The organism is Aquifex pyrophilus, assembly GCF_054656935.1.
In genome coordinates, this window is the sequence record NZ_BAAHXJ010000001.1 from 1 (window position 1) to 16449 (window position 16449).

Below are 16449 nucleotides of genomic sequence, written 5' to 3' on the forward strand. Positions count from 1 at the left end.
ATTTCTTTCCATTCATCTGCAGATGGAATAACATTATACTTCTCAAGTGTGTTTAATATATCTATAAAGGTGGCTTCAGTATATTCTTTACCTGTTAAATATTCATAGACCAGCGGGAAAAGTTTCTCACTTACTGAACTCTGAAGTTTTATAAATCTAAAAATAAAGGCATCAAGGAGAATTATATATTCCTTATCTTGAAGAAGTTCTTTCCTTATCCCCTTTTCTAAAATTTTCTCAACATTATACATGATGTGTTCAAGATGCCCTTTAACTTCCTTTAAAACAAGTTTTATATCCTTCAACTTAATCCTCCAAAAATCCTTAAAACTTCTCTTATATACTCCTCAACCTTTTTAAATCTCTCGGTGTATTCCCTATTAAGCTCCTCTAACTTCCTGAATTCCTCATTAAGGTCTATTTTTTCCTCTTCATCTATGGGAGAAACGTATAAGGATACGTTCAGGTTATACTCGTTCCTTTTTATCTCATCAGTATCAACTATACGGGAAAAGCCTTCTAACTCTTTAAATTCCCTGTAAGCTTCTGCAATTTTCTTAATGTTTTCGTCGGAAAGCTTGTTAAGTTTCTTCTCCTCAGGGTGAGGTATGTATTCCTTACTTGCGTTTATGAATAGCACTTTATTTTTTCTTTCTTCTGGCTTTTCCTTGTTAAGGATTATTATCACTCCGGGAGCTTGAGTGTTGTAAAAGATTTTTTCAGGCAAGAGGATAACGCAATCTATTAAATCCTTCTTTACAAAGTTTTCCCTTATGCTTTTCTCCCTTCCCCCTCTGAATAGTGCCCCGCTGTCTATAACTATGCCCGCTTTTTTCTTCGCATAGTAGTTAATAAGCTGTATCCACGCCCAGTCCGCTGATTGGTCTGTTGTGTATCCGAACTCAAAGATATCCCTATGTTTTGGGTTTTGCTTTAATGTTGTTTCGTTGTAAACCTTCTTTTGATTCCACGGAGGATTAGCGACAACTTTATCCGCTTCTCCGTCCGGGTTGTAGGTCCTTATGTATTCCTCAAATTTCGGGTTTAAAAGTGAGTCCCCTATAAACACCTTTGCGTTCTTAATGCCGTGCAGTATAAAGTTAAGCTCCGCCAGGACCGCGGTAACTTCATTCCTTTCCTGCCCTATGAGGGTTATGTTCGTGTTCTCATCCTTTTTCTTTGCATAAAGATATTGCTCTATTAGCATAGATGCGGAACCACAAGCGGGGTCTAAAATTATCTCTTCACCTTGCGGTTCTATCAGGTTGGCTATTAACCTGCTCACTTCAATAGGTGTGTAAACCTCTCCCTCCTTTGCCTTGGAAGGTGCAAAGTAATAAAGAATCCACTCGTAAGCATCTCCGAGAATGTCGTATTCAAACTCCGAAAAATCAACTCTTGAAAAGAGGTTAATGAGCCTCTTTACTATTACGCTGTTTTCTCCTTCAAATAAGGAGGGAAGCCCGGTTCTCTTTATAAGTTCATCAAGTCTGTTTAGTTTGTCCCTGTTAAGCTCAACAATTCTGTTAAGGGCATTAATAAACTCCGCAGGTTCGTTTTTTACTTCGTGCCATACTAAGAGTTTATTATTATCCGTATCGTATAAATTCAAAATTCTCGTATTCGCAATTTTGTAAAGTTTTTCTATATTAACTCCCGGTCTTTCTTCCTGAAGCTTTTTAACCTCTCGCAAATACTTATCGCTTACAGCTTTATAAAAGAGGAAAAGAAGTAAAACTTTATAATCAACCGCAGTCCTGATTATATCCGCACCTTCTTTAAGAAGATTTATGAGCTCATCTTTACCTAACTTCTCTTTTTTCAAAACAGGATTTTCTTTTAACCTGTAAATTTTCTTTCTCTTATCCTTCTCATAAGGTCTTTTTTCTAAAAGCCCTGCTTTCTCAAGCTCTGAAAGAACCTCTTTCTTGTTTGAGAACTTGACTCCTAAGCTTTTAGAAGCTTCTTCTAAAACTTTCTCAGCTTCCTCAAAAGTAAAGGGATTCGTGTTAAACTTCTCAAGTAATGCAAGGTAAGCCTTATGGAATTGTGGCTCAAGATTATTTAAGCTCATACAAAGCCTCCATTAGGTAGTTTAACTTTTCTTTAGCTACCTTTTATTATACTCCCTATTTCTGAAAAATCAATACAAATTTAAAGAACCGCTCCCACTTTTAACCTCCCTATAATCTTAAGGACATTTTCTTCGTCTTCTTCCAGAACATCAAGCTCAAGGTAGTATTGCCACTCCTTTAAAAATTCCCTAAGCTCCTCTCCCGATTTCTTCCAGCCTTCGTATAAAGCTTTTGAAAACTCCTCAAAAGAAGGGAAGACTTTTAGCACTCTCTCTTTTGCCCTCTCGGATAGCGTAGCCAGAAAGCCCGAAATTTTAGCGAGAGCTTCCTGAGCTTCTAACTTCTCCACTTCGCTTTGAAGGAGCTTCTCAAACGCAGGTTCTAACTCACTTTTCAAAAAAGAGGAGAGCAAAAAATCGTATTCTGTTTTCTGCGGAAGAAAAAAGTCGTTTTTTAGAACTCCCAGGGGACTTTGAATTTTCTGATTTTTGTCTCTCAGGATTACGGTCTCCACCGCTCTTTTGAGTGCTTTTTTCAACTCCTCGTCTCCTTTTTCCTTAAACATTTCTTTCACGTTAGCAAGAATGTATAGGGCTTCCATTAAAGATATACGGGAGAGTTTTTTCTTTTTTAGGTAAACAAGATAAGGTTTTAGCCCTTCAAAAAGCTCTAGGGCTTTTTGCTTGAACTTCTCGTAAGCGTAAGTTTTTGTTTCTTTTTTCAAGGCTTCTTTCATAACCTCTTCTATCAAAGCTATAACGGTTTGTGTATCCTCGTACTTTTCTAAAATGGCCTCTATATCTTTTTTTATAACTTCCTCAGATTTCCTGGCTTCTTCATACTCTTGCCAGAGCTTAAGGATGTAGTCTTGCTTTTTTACCGGGATGTGAATCTTTAGGTTCTTCCTGCGTGTCTTGGGGTCGTAAGCCGGAAACCTGTAATAAGTTCTTCCTTTTCTTTGATAAGTAGTTGGTTTATAAATGATTATCCGTTCCGGTATGCGTAGCTCCCTATAGATTTCGTGAAGTATTTTTTTGCTTTTCATTGGCGTCAATAACAAATATAGTGAACTTGTGTAATTGTGCAAGTAGGAATTAAGGTATCAAAGTTCACCAGAAAGTATGGTGAACTGATTTCAAGTTATTGAAAATCAGCAACTTTCAAAAGAACCTTAAAGCCTAAAGTTCACCAGAAAGTATGGTGAACTAATCTTGTCACAGCTTAAATCCCTTGATTTTCAAGGACAAAATAAAGCAAGGTATTTAGGTTTCCTAAAAGTTCACCAGAAATATATATGTTGTAGATATCCCCTAAGTTCTTTGGTTTACTCAGAAACTTCTATATTTTCTGGTGAACTATGGATGAGTACTAAAGGCTACTTATTGAAAATCAAAGGTTTCCCTTAAAAGTTCACCAGAAAGTATGGTGAACCTATAGGTTCGGAATACCGCTTGATTTTCAAGTGTTTCGCAAAAAGTTCACCAGAAAGTATGGTGAACTTTCTGAGTGTACGTAAGCCCTTTACTTTCCTGCTTTTCCGAAAGTTCACCAGAAAACATATAGGTGTCTGGTGAACCGTAATCATTCGGATTTTCATATTTGGTTGACAAAGTGAATTAGTGAAGGAAAATTATAAAAGTGATGGCACTAAAGGAAACTAAGGAATTTCTTGGCGTTAGAGATGTGTTGAAAGAATTGGAAAGTAGGGGAATTAAGATAAATCGAAGGACCTTTTACTTATGGCTGGAAAAGGGAAAGATTCCCTCTTCCTATTTTGTTAGAAGGAAGAGCTTGGATAGAGTAAGGTATTTCTTTAAGCCTGAAATTATAGATTTCCTGGAGGAGAGGCTTAGCTGATTCTGGTGAAAGCCATATTGGACTTTGCTCAGGGCTTTTCTGGTTTATCACGATGAAATGTAAAACTCCCTCTTGAATTTCCTGTATAACCGTTTTCGCACTTCAAAGAGTATTACTTCCAGGGGAAGCTCAATACCTATTCTTTTTAAAGCTCTCTGTATGAAGCGGGAAGCTCTCTTTAGGTTGACTCTGTAGCTATAAGCTCTCGCATAATACCAAGCCCTCCAAAGATAATACATAGCCATCTTGTCCAGAACCTTAATCTTCCTTCTCCTTTTTAGAACCTTCCGAATAGCCTTTTTCAGAAGCGTTGCTACCTTCTTTGAAATCCTCACTTCCGAAACTTCCCAAGGGCAGAAGTCTTTGAGAACTTTCTTGAGCCTTATTCCCTTTCCCCTTGAGGGCTTTTCAAAAGAAGGAGTTATTCCCTGAATTTTCTTGAACCTCACCTTGTCAAGGTCTTGTTTTGAAACTCTGAAAGAGGTTTTCTTTCTGAGGATTTCCTCTGCCTTTTTCCAGCTTCCCGACACAAAGTATGCAAGGGCTATAAGGTATTCTTTCGTGAGTCTTCTTACCACTTTCCTTAAAGTGCTTTTCGTAGCTTTTTTCTCTATCTCCCTTGCAAGGTCAAGTGCGTAAGCGTCCCAGAAAAAGTATTGCGTGAGGTATCGTGTTCTCATTTCCCTTTTTCTAATAGTTTATCTCGCTTTCCGAAAATTTATCAGGTTAACGATCTTTTTCTTATAGCTCGAACTTAATTTCCTCTTCCTCTTCGTCGTCATAACCTAAAAATCCTTCGTTCGGATTAGCCTTTTGAAGCTTTGCTTTTTCCTCGTTCGTCTTTCCGAGAAGAAGGTCTATAAGGCCGCTCTTCTTTGCTTCTATCAGAGCCCTTGAGATTACGAAGCCCTTTAGTCTCGGGGGAACTTCCTTGATGATTTCGTAAGCTTCTTCGGTAAGGTGAACTGTTATCTTTTTTCGCATGAGCATATTTTAACATAACAACACTTCTGATTAAGTAAAAAGAATTCTTAATACTATTTGATACTTCATCTGGTATCCGAGCGAAGTATATAGACGTAATACGATGTGTTTTAGCGTATTGATACGTAAGCCGAAGATTTGCATTTTTGCAAAAGTTTATTGAATTTTGGTGCATTGTTCTATAGAACAATGCACCTCTTCAGGTTTTCTAATCCCTGAAAATCAAAGGGAAAGATTATATGACTTTTGTCAGGTCGTTGTTCTATAGAACATTGCACCAAAAATGAAAAATCGGGTCGTTGTTCTATAGAAAAATGAACCAAATTATTCCTCTGGAAATCAAGGAGTAGAATGAGGTCAGAATTTTTTGGTGCATTGTCCTATAGAACAATGCACCGAGTGTGGAAAAATGAAATTTGTCCGTGAACGTAGTTATTATAGTATTCCCCTCATTGGGTCATTGTTCTATAGAACATTGCACCACTTCGTCGTAAAAAAGTCAGCAAAAAAGAAAAAGGGAGTGAAAAATCATAAATCGGAAACAAACGGGAGAGGAAGTCAGGGGTGAGCCGTTTGTAGGTGTTTCTGTTCCTGTTTTTGTTCTTGTTTTGTCTGTTGTTAAGGTTCAAAAGCCGACATGTTAATTTAATGAACCCGGTCAGAAATTAGCGGTCCATAGGGAATCTCGGGGAATTTTGTTTATGCTCATGTAATCATTTGCCCGCTATTGCTAAGGTTAAGTGTTTAATTGTAATTGTTGAAAAATAAGAACACATTTTATAGTTTTCAATTCGGAAAAAAATTATTAGATTTAAAATGTATGGAGGGAAAATTTAAAACTCCGTTTCTATGGAACGAGTTTAAGCTCAGAAATTCAAGAATTTCTCTCGTGGATGAGCCAATCAGAGCGGTTAAAATTGAAAGAAAAGACGGAGTTTACCTTATACCTTTAGAAGAATTCGTGAAGAATAAGAAGCTATTGGAAGGACTTTCGGAGGAAGAAAAGAAATTTCTCAAACGTCTAAAAAATGTTTTAAAAATCTGAAAGTTATTTACAACTGAATTTCAAAAAAATATCGTGTTTCTTCCTGATGAAACTTCATTTGAGGTTGTACTTTAGTATTCTTTACTTGTGAACCTCGCCTTCCTTACGGAAGGAGACTTAGGGCGTAAATTAAGTTAAAAGCTATTCGGTTGTGACTTTCCCCCTTATATCTGATTATGGAGCTTACTGCTTTATCGTGTTTCTCTTCCTATCGGTTTTTCCAATAGCTTTGTTAGATATTAACATAACAGAATTTATGTTATCTACTTTATCAGTCCCTCTTCTTTCAACCACTTCAGGACTTTTTCTTCTTCTACTCCTAACACTTCCGCTATTTGTTCAGGTTGAAGTTTCAACTTCTTGTAGAGGTTTATTGCGTCTTCTCTTTTTGCTTCTTCTTTTCCTTTTTCCAGTCCCATTTCTAATCCTTCCTTCAGTCCCTTTTTGAGTCCTTTTTCCAGTCCTTCTTTGTAAAGCGGGTCTTTCTCAAGGTCAATAGTAATAGGCATGTGGACCTCCTTTTTGAGCTCTACTAACAAATTTAGCCTCTTTGGTCTTAAGTGAGCAAGGTGAAAGAACATCTCAAGGTATCTCTCCCTTTTATCCTTTGGAAGTCTTGAAAACCTCAAAAGGATTTCCTTAAGAACTTCCTTTTCCTTAGGTATCCTGCAGAGAATCGCTATTATCCAGTCCGATGGTTCGGGGCTTTCCAGAAAAGGTGTGCAGTCAAGAGTGTTAAGGTCTATGAGCTTATAACTGAACCTGAAGTTTCCGAGGGAAACGGAGTCCTTCATTCTTCTTAAGGGAGCTTCTCCCACGTAGATGACAGCTTGCTTTGGTATTTTCTTGTAGTTTTCGTAGATGAGAAGGAAGTAGTAAGCCATTCTCAAGTGCATACCTGGGTCGTCCGTTGACTGAATTTCAAGGTGGTAAATTTCGTTTTGAAATTCAACGACAAGGTCAGCCTCTCTTTCAAAGAGTTTGGGAAGCTTAACGTCAAGTAGCTTAGCCTCTTGAGTGTCAATAGAGGTTCCGAATGCTATTCTGAAAAGGGCAGGCGGAAGCTCCTTAAAGAGTTTCCTTAATGGTATATCGTATTTCTTGGTCATAGGGCTATTTTAGGTAAAGTTTCTTAATAAAGCGAGCGTCCAAACTTGATATTCTGTTCCTTACTTTGCGGGTTTCTCCTCTATGATTTTCAAGCTTAAACTTAATACCTTTATGAAATTACGATTTCAACATTTCAAGATACTTTGAAATCTAGAAGGTGTAGTAATAAGATGGTTGTAAATCAATAAGTTTATGCGTGTGAAATAAAGGTCTTTGGGGACTACCGAAGATTTTCCGAAATAAACTTCACTTGACGCACTTGAGATTTTTAAGTAAAATCATACTTAGCCCTACAAAATCAGGCTTCTTGTCAACTGAATACGGATTCACTCTCGCGGGGTTTTATCTTTACTTAGTGGAATTTAAACCCTCTTGAAGACTTTGCAACCTTTCAATCATGTTTCTGTTTTATCTTTACTTAGTGGAATTTAAACTCAGGATACAAAATTATTATCAGAATATTTCCATCCTAGTTTTATCTTTACTTAGTGGAATTTAAACAACGACTGGGATAAAGAGCGTGCTATAAAAAAGGTAGTTTTATCTATACTTAGTGGGATGTTAAAGTCTAAAATGTGTATATATTTTCTTCTCAATAATGACGTTCTAATCCCCTTGACACATTTAAAAATGTGTATAAAATCATGCGTATGAAAGTGCGTAAGAACTTTACACTTTCAAAGAAAGCGGAAGAATACCTCAAGATGCTCGCAAAGGAAAAGAAAAAATCCCAGAGTGAGGTCTTAGAGGAATTAATAGAAAAAGAAGCAATAGAATACGAAAAGAAAAAGAAATTGGAAGCTTTTGAAGAACTATTAAAAAGTGTAAAACATTACAGCGGTAAGATAGTAGACAAAACTATGCAACAGATAAAAGAGGAAAGAAGTCATTGCCACATTAAACTTCTTTTAGGATTAATTTAAGGTTGCTTGGATTTATTTAGAAGTTTTTCTTGCCTATTGATAATCCAAACGATTAAAAGCCCTATCATCAATATCCCTAAGCCTGTGAGAAAAAATCCTATCGTGTAGTCATTCATCTTCACTTCCCTTGTTAATAAAAATAAGCTCCTAATAACGTAAAGAAGGCACACCAGAAACCGAAAGCAATAATCAGATTTGTTAGAGAAACTTTTCCTCTCTGGAATAAGGGGGTATTTTTGTAAGGGTTTATTTTGCATATCTTATAAAAACGGAGGAGGAAAATGATTGACTTGATTGTTGCATTATCCATCATCGCTTTAGGTTTGCTTACTCTTGTTGTTTTGAATGAATACGTGGAAAGAAAGAGAAAAAAAGAAAAATCCGTTTAAAAATCTTCCCCATCTATAATTCCCCTTCATTCAAGTATTTCCCGTAAGTTCCGCTAAGCGGAACTTTACGTATTCCTGAAACTTTTACTTCAAGCCTGAGGTAGTGGATTACCTGGTGGAATAATTAAACAAGTCGAGGTTGTAAACCTCGGTTTACAACTTCCTTCCGCTTGAAATCTACAAACGCTCTTAACACGATTAGCTGAAAAACCACATAACACTTTAACTTTAGAGAAGGTGAATGAAAGTGCTTGAAAAAATCGTGAAGTGTTCTGTTTCAACTTTTTCGCTAACGAGGGCGTTTTCAAGTACAACCTGAATGTAATGAGGCTTGCTTTTGTAGAAAAAACGAAAGTCAAGCAGGTAGGAAATGAGGTGGGCAACCTGCCAGAAAAGGAGTGGAAATTTTTTATCGTCTCTTGCCTTCATCTTTATCTCTTCAAGTGCAACTTTTTTGAGGTTTCTTGTTTCTTCGGGGAGCGGTTCGTTCAGGGGAACGAGTTCGTTCTTGCTGATGAACATGTCAAGGTGTCCCGGGAATTGAGGTTCTTCCGTGAGTCCGAAAACTGGTTTTTTTGCCTTCAGGGACTCTCCCCAGTCGTACCAGAGCGTATAAACGTTTCCGAGAACTTTAACGAAATAAACGCTTTCGTCAAAGAGCCAGTTTTTCAGGGGCTTGAAGAATTACTTTCTTACGATGTTTACATGCATATTTTTAATATTATTTTTTTAGCTCCTTGAAGGTATTCTCTATGTTTTTTACCTGCGCCAAGAATTCTTCTTCGGATTTGAATAGGGCGTTAAGAGCAAGTCTTTCAAAAATTGACTCGTGCTTTTGAAGAACTTCTTCGTATTTTTCGTAAAGCTCAAGGAGAGCTTTTAGCTTGTTGGAATATCCTTCTCCGAAAACCGCGTCAAGTTCTTCCGCATTTTTTATTACAACTCTTCCGTTTTCGTCCTTCGTAATTTCTACCATAAGGTTAATTATAGGTTTTCATTGTATTTAAACGAAGTATACTAAATCTTGGAGGAGGGGCGTAGTGGAAGTTTTGACGAGCAACCAAATATTTCCAAAAATAGAAGAAATAGTTTCTTCTGCACAAAAGGACGTTAAAATAGCCTCGGCATGGATTAAAGGCACTCACTTTGAAAAGCTTATTGAAATACTCAAAACTAAAAAAGACGTAAATCTTGAAGTTATACTGAGGGCATCCGAGTTCCAGGACCTACTTATAACGGATGACAGAATATTTAAAAAAATTAAAGAAGTTAATGGAAAAGTTTATCTATCAAATAGGCTTCACGCGAAATTTATCATTGTTGATAACAGTATGGTAATCGTAGGTTCGGCAAATTTAACTGATGCTGGACTTTCAGACGTTTCAAGCGGTAACATTGAAGCCGGAGTTTTTTACACAGTTGACGATGATGAGAAAAAAGTAAAAGAAATTGTCGATTACTTCGAAGATATAAAAAAGAACTTTGCAAACGAATTTGGAGAAGACTTAATCGGCTTCGCTTTGAATCCTGTAAAGCCTCAATCTTTTGAGTTTATAGTCATTAAAGATGAAGTAAACCTTCAATCTTATGTAGAAGTGAGATTAAAAGAGGAGACTTTATTTGCAAGAGTAACAAGCATTTACGCTTACGACATGGGATTTTTTGCAAATCCTTTTACTTCTTATGAATCCAAAATATTTGCTCCCATTGAGGACTTCAAGAAAATATTCTCGGACGGAAAAGATGAGGATTGGAAAAAAGCGGCAGCTTATGCATACATAAACGGTAACGGGAACAGAGTAAAGATAGCTGTTGCGGACGTTGTAGGAGTTGTAAAAGACGGAAAACTTGATATGGTTAAAAAGCCCTTTAATGTAGGAGAAGCTGTATACAGGGCTTCTAAGGAAACACTGAAAGATTTAATGAAAAAGAACTTTTCAGGAAGAAACATGGATATGCCCGTCAGGATAGGAAAATTGCAAGATACAGATATAGATGCCTTTGTGGATGCAGGGGAGATAGTAAATAAACACATGCTAGTCATAGGAACAACGGGCTCGGGCAAAAGCTACTTTGTAAAGAAATTTTTATGCGATTTAATTAAACAGAATTACAATGTTCAAATTTTCATATTTGATCCTCACGGGGAGTATTACGAGGAGCTTAAGAAGTGCATTGAAGAGGAAAAAATAGAAAACATAGTTTTTGACGATACGCTACTTCCCGTGTATCCCGAGGAATTAGAGGAGTTAATAAAGAATGCGGGATACGGATATCTGGTTAGCGGAAATTCGGGTGATGCGAGGAATAATAAGGACATAATAAGAAAACACGTGAAACCTTCTATAAGGCTTACGAAACTGGGGGCGAGAGATATTCTTTCCATTCTAAAGGAATTAAGAGGTAACGGGAATGAAGACCTGATAAACAGCTTAAAGGAAATTTACGGAGAAGGAACGCTAAAAAATCAGTCTGAAACTATAAAAAACATAGAAAGAGGCGTGGCCTCGGATAAAAATGTAGTGATACTTGATTTCAGAAATGTGACGAATAGCGAAACAAGAGTAAACATAGCGGGATTGATAATGCAGGAGCTTTTCAATCAAAACAAGCAAAATCCGGACAGGAAAAGGCTGATAGTTTTAGAAGAAGCCCATAACTTTGCTCCTGAAAAAGGATACGGGGATGTATCGGCAGGTAAGGACAACCTTGCCCTTACCATGGCCAGGAAAATCGCATCGGAAGGAAGAAAGTTCAATCTTGGATTAATCACCATAACTCAAAGACCAGCTCAGGTGAGCAAATACGTCTTATCCCAGATGAATACTCAAGCCATGTTCAGAACCATTAACAACGCTGACATAGAGACTATATCTACTTACGTGGAATATACGGGTAAGGATATAATTGATACACTTCCTTCCCTTCCGACAGGAAAGGGAATAATAAGCGGAATGGGTGTTCCTTTTCCGGAAGTAGTGAGCGTGGAGTGAGAAATAATTTACTTTCCGAGAACTCTTTTTATAAGAGAGCCTATTCCGGGGAGCTTTGTATTTTCAACTCCGATCTCTTCAAGAAACTCCTTCTTTAAAAGCAGATACTCCTCTTTATTTGTTCCTCCGTTATCGAAGCTCTCGAGTGGAACAAGGCTCCCGACATTTTCTTTTTTTACCCTGAAACAATCAACTATTTTTTTCGAGTCCATTTTATGAGGTGCCTTTGTTTCTTCAAAAATTCCCAGAGAAGAGAGGTAAAGCTTTCTCCATTCGCGACGAAGGTCCTCTATGTAGTCTCCGCAGTACCTTTCCGGAACAGGAACACCTTCGTTTAAAAGGAATTCCCTTGCAAATCTGAGCGGGTCCGAAGGATTGGGATAAATATCTTTCATTTTTTCATTTGCATAGCGAAGAAACTTAACGAATAGATCTTCCGTTACCGAAGTAAGGGCATTTGTAATACCTTTTCCACCCTTTCTGGTTTGTACAGGATACCTGAAGGGCAAAAAACAGGCTCTTCTAAGTATCTGTCTTGCACCTATAAAATGGTCCAGGTTGCTCGTAAGAATTGCGGTTCCCTTTACCTCAGGAGAATCCCCGAGATACTTAAGTCTGTCCCCTAATGTATGGAAATCCGTTAGATGTCTGGGTGTCACTTCGTCAATGAGAAGGGGAGACAGGTCTCCGGACATAGCACAATGTTCAAGAAAAGGAGCTTTACTGCGCCCGTGTTCAGGTATGTCCTTATAGTGAAGGGGCTTTCTGCCGATAAGTTTCCCGATAAGCTGTAATGTTGTTGTTTTGCCCGCTCCGGCCGTTCCCAGAAGTAGAGCAAATACGGGAAAGCTGTTTATATCTACGCTTTCCTCAAGAGCCCTTTTTCTCAATAAGTGCATTATCGGAGATGCAAAGGCAAAACATACTGCTTCCCCGATTAACTTTGGATGGTCTTCGCTTGCTTCCAGAGATCTTTCTACAATTTGCTTTATGGCCTTTACGGTTTCACGTGCTGCTACGGGGGATAAGGGATAAGTATTTACATCAATATCTTTGTAAACAAATCCATATTCTTTTTCCAGTACCAGGAGCTTATTTTCTCTTTCCTTTCCCCTTATCGGTTCTATTAACTTACTTATCCTTTCCGGGTTATTTTGACGTGCTATGATTTCCTTTTTTCGGGAATGAAGTTCAGTAATTAAATTTTCGTGCTTTTTCTTATTGATAACATCGTATCTGTAGTGTGTTATTTCCTTCTTATCAAGGCTTAGTGCTATTTCTGCAAGCACGTTCGTATTTACAAGGTCAACCAGCTTCTTTAATTCCTCCCTCGGCAAATGAAGTTTTGCAGGTTTTCCCTTTTCATCGATAACTATATCTTTTATTTTGGAAATACCTATCTTTTCTGCATTTTTTCTTATTTTCTCACTATCTACTATTTTTTTAGCTTTCTTTTTAATAGTTTCATACTTCTCTTCAAAAGCACGGATTATGTCCTCGTCATCGGAGTAAGCAAATGTTTCATCCTGCGGACCTTCCCATGCTACGCGGGAAATATTTGCACTGCCGAAAATAACTCTCTTTTTTCCATCGGGAGAATAGAGAAGGTAGATCTTGTCGTGGCAATCAGGGACTCTGTAAACAACAATTTCTTTCCCTTCAACAATCAGGGAAGGTAGATCTTTTTCAGCGGTTTCTATTAATGTTTCTAAATCAACGCCCACTATTTCACCCGTTCCTATCAATATTTCTATTTCCTTTATTTCTTTCAGTACATCTTTCAAACCCTTAAGGGAAGAGGAAAAAGTAATCGCCTTCAGTTGTGTAAAACCGCGAAGTAAATCTGTTGGTACAAGCCAAATTATCTCACATCCTTTCGAAGATATATTCAAGCACATCTTTTCTCTTTTATTTCTGTCTTCCTTCTTTCCATTAAACGAAGAGTATTCAAATAGATCCATTGAGTATAAAATTTAGTCGAGAAAAAACAGGAAAAAAGTTTTGTGAAAAAAAAGCTCTCAAGAAAATACAGGGGACGGAAGTCATCTACGTATTTACATCTTATTCGCCTCCTTTGTAAGTATTTCGAGAATTACATCTTTGAGGGGTTTTCCTTCTTGTATAGCTTTCATTTTCAGTTTCATCCATAAATCGTAGGGAAGCTCTATAAGAAACTTCTTTACCTTAGGAACTTCCTTTCCCTGCTGATTTTCTTTATCTTCTGCTTTTGCAGTTTTTATAAACTCATCTGCATCTTTTAAAGGCTTCCTTGGTATGCCCATATCCAAACCTCCTAACTTAGCTTACTATAATTAGTAAGTTAACTTAACTTAATTAACTAAACAATTTTTCTTTGATTTCTTCATAAAGGGCTTTCATTTCTTTCTTTGCTTTTTCATCATCCATTTCAAGAACGCTTTTACCTTCCTTTATTGAATTTCTGAATACCACTCTAGAAAAAAGTCTTGTCCTTAATACTTCTACTTCATACTGCCTTGCAAGTTCTTCAAGTGTTTCCTCTGCTTCCCTGACTATTTTAGCCCGTATAACCTGGTTAATAAGAAGGTAGGCTGGAATATCCGTGAAGGCTCTCGCATCCTTCAGAACTTTTAATGTATCTTCCGTAGCCCATATATCGTAAACGCTCGGAAGCGTAGGAATGATTAGGATTCCGTGCGATGCAGCCATTATAGCGCTTCTAAAAACGGCACTATCCCTTCCACCTGTATCAATAATCACAATGTCAAAGTTTTTAAAATTACCTATATCTTTGTGTATAGTCGGTTTAGTAATAGCTATAGCACTGATATCATCCTTCTCCCTCATAGCACGGAAACTCAGTGAACTTTCCTGAGTATCCGCATCTACGAGCAGAACTTTTTCTCCTTCAAGGGCAAAGGCAACGGCAAGGTTACACGCAATTGTACTTTTTCCCACTCCTCCCTTTTGATTAGCTACAACAACTACTTTCATGGCTTACCCCCATAATCTTAATATTATCAACTAAGTAAACAAAAGTAAAAAAGCATACTTAATTTGCTTTACTTATTAAGCTTATAATCCTTAATTAACTAACTTTACTTATTATGCTTATTAGGGCTGTGCACCTCATAACAACTTTTCGGGCTCAAAATAAATGTCTTCAAACTCCTGATAGGCAAACAGGAAAGCTATAAAGTCACTTATGTTCCTTATCCTGAAAACTCCCCTCTTTATCTCCTCGTAAACTCTTCTTGCCTCTTTGTACCAGTCAACCTCTTTGTGGAGAGGAATTTCTTTTTTGAAAAACTCCTTGAAGTCCATCTTTTGAGGTTTTACAACTCTTGAACCTTTAGGTCTTCCCACAGAAGGAGAGTAGTCATAGAGCCACTCAAGAAAGTCCGCTTCTTCCTCTGCTTCTTTTACGACTTCCTTTACCTCTTCAATCGTTATCCTCTTTCTTTCCCTTTTTGGCTCGGGAAAGAGATACCTGAGCTTTAGCTTTAAGAGTTTTGTGGCCACCAGAAGAAATACTCCCGCCTCTAAGAAGAGTTCTCTTTCTTCCAGCTCCTTCGCTTTTTCTTCAAAAATCTTTATGATGTGCTCAAGGTCCACTTCAAAGGGATTTACATTTCCCTTTTCAATTTCCGCAAGGACGAGCTCGTATGGAGAAAAAGCTAAGGCCCCTTTCATCTCAGAAACTTCCTCAGCTTCGCAGGAGAGATTATCCTTATACCTTCTATTTCTTTTAACGAAAGCAGGTCCTTATCTCCGCTGACCACAAAATCCGCTCTTCCCGACACCGCACACTCCAGGAACTTAACGTCATCCCTGTCCCTGCATACCTCTTCTTCCAACCTGAACTTAACCTCAACCGTTTCCGAGTAAGGCAGGATTTCAACGTAGAGAAGAAAGTCTATCTCCTCTTCTTCAAGAGAAAATTTGGGGTAGTGAAGAACCTTCACGAGCTCTTCAAGGGTTTCTTCCGAAAAGAGAAGCTTCAGCTTTCCTTCCTTCCAGGCTTTCCGTATAAACTCAAGCTTTCCCCCGAACAGAAGAACCGAGAGAATTACGTTTGTGTCCAGAACTACTCTCAGCTTTCTCTTGCCCACTTCACCGCTTCCTCAATGTCCCTTTCCGTCAGTCCCGCAATCTTTATCTTTTTTCTTATTTTCTCAAGGGTTATGTTTGAGGGTATCGTCTTGACGGGAATTAGAACAATCCTGCCTTTTTCAACTCTTACCTCAAAGTACTCCGCCTCGGGGAAATTTTTGAGAACCTCCTTCGGAAGAGTTATCTGGTTTTTGGATGTCTTCTTCACGAGCATTGTCTTACCTCCTTACTTTCTAAAAGTAAGGAAAGATTACTTTACGTCAAGGAATGTGAGAAAAGAATTTCCCTAAGAAATTCATTAAAATTTTTCTTATGGCTAGGAAAAGAGGAAGAAATTTTAAGAAAATCAGTGTTTCTTTGCCGAGAAGCACTTATTACATACTCCTCGGAATTGCTCAGGGAGATGAGAAAAAGTTAAACAAGCTTTTAAGAGGGATAATAGAGGATAAGTTCAGGGAATCTACAATTGAGGAGCTTCAAATGTACGTGGCAAAGCCCGAAAAAGAGGAAGAAGAAATGAAGACGGAAGAAGTAAAGGAAGAGGAAAAGGCATCAGAAGCACATGTCGTTAGTTCTTGAAAAACTCACTTTATAATCCTTATCTTCGGTTTTTTCTTCTTGCTTAAAACCTTAAAACTACTATCAGTTGTGTAAAATACATCCACATCACTTACGGAAGTGTAAATTATTGCATCAAAAGCAGGCAGACCTGTTCCGTAGCTTACGGAAGCTCCTCTCTCTACTACATCTAAATCCACGGATACTATTTCGCAGTTTAACGCTATAGCTTCTTTGATATCTTCCCAGACTTCTGATTTTCCGAGCTTTAAAAGTATTCTTTTGAGTTCAAAGAGAACAAGTGCGGATGTTTTTGCCTTTAATTGACCTTCCGTTATCTTTTCCCAGACTTCAGCTACTTCTTCATTTCCTTCTAAGAGTTTAATAAAAAAGCCAGTATCCAGCCCTACAAGAACCATGTTT

The 16449-nt window shown here is 37.7% G+C and carries 19 protein-coding genes and 1 pseudogene; 5 read left to right on the forward strand and 15 right to left on the reverse strand.

Features of this window, described 5'->3' with window-relative positions:
* The 3 genes and pseudogenes from ACYQZ0_RS00005 to ACYQZ0_RS00015 form a co-directional block, all read right to left on the reverse strand.
* Positions 1–305 (reverse strand): annotated as a pseudogene (locus tag ACYQZ0_RS00005) (hypothetical protein); the annotation flags it as partial.
* Complete coding sequence (locus ACYQZ0_RS00010; RefSeq protein ID WP_459774321.1) at positions 302–2074, reverse strand: N-6 DNA methylase; 1773 nt, start codon at positions 2072–2074, stop codon at positions 302–304. The gene ACYQZ0_RS00010 and the pseudogene ACYQZ0_RS00005, both read right to left, overlap by 4 nt.
* An 80-nt stretch (positions 2075–2154) precedes the next feature.
* Positions 2155–3120, reverse strand: a complete 966-nt coding sequence (locus tag ACYQZ0_RS00015; RefSeq protein WP_459774322.1) for a hypothetical protein — start codon at positions 3118–3120, stop codon at positions 2155–2157.
* 596 nt (positions 3121–3716) lie between these two features.
* Between ACYQZ0_RS00015 and ACYQZ0_RS00020 the strand changes: the two genes are divergently transcribed.
* The gene (locus ACYQZ0_RS00020) at positions 3717–3932 is read left to right on the forward strand and encodes a hypothetical protein (RefSeq protein ID WP_459774323.1); all 216 of its coding nucleotides are present in this window, start codon (positions 3717–3719) and stop codon (positions 3930–3932) included.
* Positions 3933–3979: 47 nt separating this feature from the next.
* Here the strand turns inward: ACYQZ0_RS00020 and ACYQZ0_RS00025 are convergent, their stop codons facing one another.
* Positions 3980–4612: a hypothetical protein gene (locus ACYQZ0_RS00025; RefSeq protein WP_459774324.1), complete on the reverse strand. Its 633-nt coding sequence runs from the start codon at positions 4610–4612 to the stop codon at positions 3980–3982.
* A 61-nt stretch (positions 4613–4673) separates the two neighbouring features.
* Complete coding sequence (locus ACYQZ0_RS00030; RefSeq protein ID WP_459774325.1) at positions 4674–4916, reverse strand: hypothetical protein; 243 nt, start codon at positions 4914–4916, stop codon at positions 4674–4676.
* Positions 4917–5736: 820 nt separating this feature from the next.
* Between ACYQZ0_RS00030 and ACYQZ0_RS00035 the strand changes: the two genes are divergently transcribed.
* Positions 5737–5961 carry a hypothetical protein gene (locus tag ACYQZ0_RS00035; protein WP_459774326.1) on the forward strand — a complete coding sequence of 75 codons (225 nt, stop codon included), beginning with the start codon at positions 5737–5739 and terminating at the stop codon, positions 5959–5961.
* A gap of 263 nt (positions 5962–6224) precedes the next feature.
* Here ACYQZ0_RS00035 and ACYQZ0_RS00040 read toward each other — a convergent pair whose 3' ends face one another.
* On the reverse strand, positions 6225–7070 hold the full coding sequence (locus tag ACYQZ0_RS00040; RefSeq protein ID WP_459774327.1) for an Rpn family recombination-promoting nuclease/putative transposase: 846 nt from the start codon (positions 7068–7070) through the stop codon (positions 6225–6227).
* A gap of 705 nt (positions 7071–7775) precedes the next feature.
* On the opposite strand from ACYQZ0_RS00040, the gene ACYQZ0_RS00045 reads away from it, so the two are divergent.
* A complete protein-coding gene (locus tag ACYQZ0_RS00045) occupies positions 7776–7994 on the forward strand; it encodes a hypothetical protein (RefSeq protein ID WP_459774328.1) in 219 nt (72 codons plus the stop codon).
* Between the two features lie 617 nt (positions 7995–8611).
* On the opposite strand, the gene ACYQZ0_RS00050 is transcribed toward ACYQZ0_RS00045, so the two are convergent.
* Both ACYQZ0_RS00050 and ACYQZ0_RS00055 read right to left on the reverse strand, forming a co-directional pair.
* Entirely contained in the window at positions 8612–8905 is a 294-nt protein-coding gene (locus ACYQZ0_RS00050) for a hypothetical protein (RefSeq protein WP_459774329.1), read from the reverse strand.
* A gap of 199 nt (positions 8906–9104) precedes the next feature.
* On the reverse strand, positions 9105–9359 hold the full coding sequence (locus ACYQZ0_RS00055; protein WP_459774330.1) for a hypothetical protein: 255 nt from the start codon (positions 9357–9359) through the stop codon (positions 9105–9107).
* A gap of 64 nt (positions 9360–9423) precedes the next feature.
* Between ACYQZ0_RS00055 and ACYQZ0_RS00060 the strand changes: the two genes are divergently transcribed.
* Positions 9424–11376, forward strand: coding sequence for a helicase HerA domain-containing protein (locus tag ACYQZ0_RS00060; RefSeq protein ID WP_459774331.1), 1953 nt, complete (start codon positions 9424–9426; stop codon positions 11374–11376).
* Between the two features lie 8 nt (positions 11377–11384).
* Here ACYQZ0_RS00060 and ACYQZ0_RS00065 read toward each other — a convergent pair whose 3' ends face one another.
* From ACYQZ0_RS00065 to ACYQZ0_RS00090, 6 genes are all read right to left on the reverse strand, one after another.
* Entirely contained in the window at positions 11385–13337 is a 1953-nt protein-coding gene (locus ACYQZ0_RS00065) for a phospholipase D family protein (protein ID WP_459774332.1), read from the reverse strand.
* Positions 13338–13430: 93 nt separating this feature from the next.
* Positions 13431–13658: a hypothetical protein gene (locus ACYQZ0_RS00070; RefSeq protein ID WP_459774333.1), complete on the reverse strand. Its 228-nt coding sequence runs from the start codon at positions 13656–13658 to the stop codon at positions 13431–13433.
* A gap of 52 nt (positions 13659–13710) precedes the next feature.
* The gene (gene parA / locus ACYQZ0_RS00075; RefSeq protein WP_459774334.1) at positions 13711–14349 is read right to left on the reverse strand and encodes a ParA family partition ATPase; all 639 of its coding nucleotides are present in this window, start codon (positions 14347–14349) and stop codon (positions 13711–13713) included.
* A 135-nt stretch (positions 14350–14484) separates the two neighbouring features.
* A complete protein-coding gene (locus tag ACYQZ0_RS00080) occupies positions 14485–15048 on the reverse strand; it encodes a segregation/condensation protein A (RefSeq protein WP_459774335.1) in 564 nt (187 codons plus the stop codon).
* Complete coding sequence (locus tag ACYQZ0_RS00085) at positions 15045–15467, reverse strand: putative toxin-antitoxin system toxin component, PIN family (protein ID WP_459774336.1); 423 nt, start codon at positions 15465–15467, stop codon at positions 15045–15047. Before ACYQZ0_RS00085 ends, ACYQZ0_RS00080 begins: the two co-directional genes overlap by 4 nt.
* A complete protein-coding gene (locus tag ACYQZ0_RS00090) occupies positions 15449–15682 on the reverse strand; it encodes an AbrB/MazE/SpoVT family DNA-binding domain-containing protein (protein WP_459774337.1) in 234 nt (77 codons plus the stop codon). Before ACYQZ0_RS00090 ends, ACYQZ0_RS00085 begins: the two co-directional genes overlap by 19 nt.
* Before the next feature lie 98 nt (positions 15683–15780).
* Between ACYQZ0_RS00090 and ACYQZ0_RS00095 the strand changes: the two genes are divergently transcribed.
* A complete protein-coding gene (locus ACYQZ0_RS00095) occupies positions 15781–16047 on the forward strand; it encodes a hypothetical protein (protein WP_459774338.1) in 267 nt (88 codons plus the stop codon).
* Between the two features lie 5 nt (positions 16048–16052).
* Here ACYQZ0_RS00095 and ACYQZ0_RS00100 read toward each other — a convergent pair whose 3' ends face one another.
* Positions 16053–16445 carry a type II toxin-antitoxin system VapC family toxin gene (locus ACYQZ0_RS00100; protein WP_459774339.1) on the reverse strand — a complete coding sequence of 131 codons (393 nt, stop codon included), beginning with the start codon at positions 16443–16445 and terminating at the stop codon, positions 16053–16055.
* Positions 16446–16449 lie beyond the last annotated feature (4 nt).